The sequence below is a fragment of the Desulfovibrio sp. 1214_IL3152 genome, from assembly GCF_036763055.1.
Classification (GTDB): domain Bacteria; phylum Desulfobacterota; class Desulfovibrionia; order Desulfovibrionales; family Desulfovibrionaceae; genus Desulfovibrio.
This window is the reverse complement of the sequence record NZ_JBAIYW010000539.1, coordinates 1-1,410: the sequence shown is the minus strand read 5'-3', so window position 1 is coordinate 1,410 and position 1,410 is coordinate 1. Positions and strand designations below refer to the sequence as shown.

The window sequence follows — 1,410 nt, the reverse complement described above, 5'->3', positions numbered from 1 at the left end:
CGGCGGCGTGCAGACGCCGGATATTTGCGTGCACCCGCCCACGCCCGAAGCTCTGGCCTGGGGAGCCAATGTGCTTGTGGTGGAATCCGGCGCAGTGCCGCGGGCCGATACGGAAAGTACGGAGGAATGGCAAGGGTTTACGGTGCGGGATGCCCTGAGCATGCTGCTTGAGGCCGGTTATGCCCTTGATGCGCCTTGGGCACAACGTTCCGGCCTGGATCAGTGACGCACATATGCCTTGGCAGGAGGAAAAAACGTGACGGCATGGAAGAACATTGTAACCGGCGCGGCCCTGCGGAGTGTGCGTCTGGTTTTGGCTGGCCTGGGCATTGCGGGCATTGCCATGTGCGGCGTGGAAAACGTGGCGTGCGCGGCTGAAACCTGGCGTGTGGGCAGTTGGAAGACCGCCCAGACCATACAGCCCTTTCTGTATGAAGAGTATGCCTTGCCCGCCAATCCCGGCCTGAAGGTGCAAGTGCGGCCGTTTACCAATCCGGCGGATCAGAAAGCCGCTCTGCTGGCGCAAAGTCTGGACATGACGGGAACCACGCTGGCCCTGGCAATTCAGGCGGCGTCACGGGGCGAGCCTGTGCGGCTGGTGGCGGCGCTGGGCAACAGGTGTTCGGCCCTTGTGACGGCAAAAGACGGGCCTGTCAGAACGGCAGCCGACCTCAGGGGAAAGCGTATTGCCTATGTTCCGGGAACCATGCACGAAATATTGTTGCGCGAGGTACTGCACCGGGAGGGTATTGATCCCGATCGGGATGTCACGCTCATGCGCATTGATTTTTTTGATATGGGTACGGCTCTGGCAAAAGGAAATGTGGATGCCTTTCTGTCCGGCGAACCTTTTCCCACGCAGGCGGTCATGCAGGGCTACGGCCGCATTCTCGCCTATCCATACTACGGCGACAGCATCGGAACCATCAACAGCGGCATGCTCATGCGCGCGGATTTTATCAGGGAACATCCGGACACGGCCATGCGCATGGTGGCCGCGCACAAGGCGGTTACAGAAGCGCTGACTGCGGACAGGAAGCTGTGGCTTGATTCTGCGGCGTCGCTGTTCGGTGTGGACAGAAAACTGCTCCAGGCGTCTGCGGAAAATATGGAGCTGGCCTGGGATATGGATGATGCATTCATGCTGCGCCTTACGGCCTTGGGCGCGCGCATGAAAGAGCTTGGCATCATTGCGCAGGAACCGGACTATGGCACGCTTGTGGACCGCAGCTTTGTGGATGCCTTGCGGGCCGGAAAAAATCGACATGACTAGGCTGGCAGGTTCACGGATCTTGCCCTGGTGTCTGCCACTTTTTGCGTTGGCGGCATGGTGGGGGGCCTCGGCGCTTGAGGCTGTGCCGGGTTGGCTTTTGCCGTCGCCCGTGGAGGTGGCGCGCACCATATCCGCCT

The 1,410-nt window shown here is 60.6% G+C and carries 1 protein-coding gene and 1 pseudogene; both read left to right on the top strand.

The features are described from left to right. A pseudogene (locus V6C07_RS11395) lies at window positions 1-226 on the top strand (hypothetical protein); the annotation flags it as partial. Between the two features lie 30 nt (window positions 227-256). Next, window positions 257-1,273: an ABC transporter substrate-binding protein gene (locus V6C07_RS11390; protein WP_333536602.1), complete on the top strand. Its 1,017-nt coding sequence runs from the start codon at window positions 257-259 to the stop codon at window positions 1,271-1,273. The last annotated feature ends 137 nt before the right edge of the window (window positions 1,274-1,410 follow it).